The following is a 1,506-nucleotide window of genomic DNA, read 5'->3' on the forward strand; positions in this document are numbered from 1 at the left end:
TTTTTGTTTAATACACATGATATTTGATAACTCTTTTTTCTTCTTTTTTTCAGAAGCTGACAGTTCAGAACCTTTCTTTTTGGAAAATTCAGCTTCTCCATAAGCTTTGCGTGCACCCACATATTCTTTATCATGAAATAAAGCATTCAAACGGTTTGTAGCATATCGAACCAACTGATTATGCATCTGATTCGCATAGAAAAAAGACTTCGACAAAAAACGTTTCTCAGATCCACTTAGTTCCAATTGAAAGCGTACTGTATACATATCGAAATCTCCTTTTTTACGATGCATTCTACATATATATTATATCATGGTTCACGTATAGAAACAGCTGAAAACCAGTTACATACGTCATTCATCTCATGACTAAAGTCACGAGCGTTCTGACTTTAACAGTAAAGCACGATAAAAACATAGCCAAGATGCTCCTGTCGCAAAGCCAGATAAGACAATAAACAATAATTCTTTAATATCAATAGATATTATTTCAGACTGCTTATTTTTCACAAATACCATAAGCCAGGCCATGACTAATACAACACTTGTACGAATGGCCGTACCTAAATTAGAATCAATTCCAGAAATACCAATCTTACCTAAAATTGATGTAAGGCTCGCAAATACAGCTGACAAAATCGCATACATCAACCAGCTTTTATCTGAAGTATTAGATTCAACATCCTCTTTTCGAGTAATCATCAACATTGTACCTACACCGATCATGCATACACAGCCAATTTTAGCTAAAGACAATCCTTCATGAAAGAAAATACAAGCCAATAGAATCGTTAAGATTGTACTGGATTTATCAATCGGAACCACCTTATTCATATTCCCATTTTGTAAAGCCTTAAAATAACATAGCCAGCTAGCCCCTGTTGCGATACCAGATAAGACTAGAAATAATAATGTCTTTTCACTAATTTCAGTAATACCGGATATAGTTCCAGTTAAAAGAACAAGAATCCACGAAAAAACTAAAACCACAACGGTACGTATGGCGGTTGACACATCGGAATCTGTTTTTGAGATTCCACATTTTGCGAGTATGGAAGTGATTCCTGCAAAAAAGGCAGAACCTGTCGCATATAACATCCACATAAGTAAATTTATCTCCTTCACTAAATAAACAGTAGGAGATAAACTCCTCTAAGAACCGTACGTGCAGTTTTCCCGCATACGGCTCCCCACTGTTACTTTAAACATTCTTGTTATAGATGACTTTGTCACCGCTCCAAATATCAACATGGATATAAGGATGAATGATTCGGTCTTTCCATATTTCACAGAACTTAACCAATTTGAAACTTCTTCTTTGACTCCTTCGATTCAACCATTTGAACGTAAGAAGTAGTGAATGATGCCATAGGTTTCTAACCTCTTTTATCATTCCACTCAAACTATAGTAGTTAAAACTACCGGTAAGTTTCTTGTTCAATGTCTTCATGAATTCGTCAAATTGAGTGGTTCTATTCTCTTTGACCCATTTCTTTAAGTTTGACT

At 35.2% G+C, this 1,506-nt stretch carries 3 protein-coding genes; all 3 read right to left on the reverse strand.

The window, feature by feature from the left end:
* A partial coding sequence (locus tag FYJ55_RS10615) for a hypothetical protein (RefSeq protein ID WP_154556792.1) occupies positions 1–267 on the reverse strand: 267 nt, incomplete at its 3' end.
* Positions 268–375: 108 nt separating this feature from the next.
* Positions 376–1,104 carry an EamA family transporter gene (locus tag FYJ55_RS10620; RefSeq protein ID WP_154556793.1) on the reverse strand — a complete coding sequence of 243 codons (729 nt, stop codon included), beginning with the start codon at positions 1,102–1,104 and terminating at the stop codon, positions 376–378.
* 97 nt (positions 1,105–1,201) lie between these two features.
* A partial coding sequence (locus FYJ55_RS10625) for a group II intron maturase-specific domain-containing protein (protein WP_326831876.1) occupies positions 1,202–1,506 on the reverse strand: 305 nt, incomplete at its 5' end.

Origin of the sequence: Holdemanella porci, from assembly GCF_009696075.1 — a bacterium.
Taxonomy (GTDB): domain Bacteria; phylum Bacillota_I; class Bacilli_A; order Erysipelotrichales; family Erysipelotrichaceae; genus Holdemanella; species Holdemanella porci.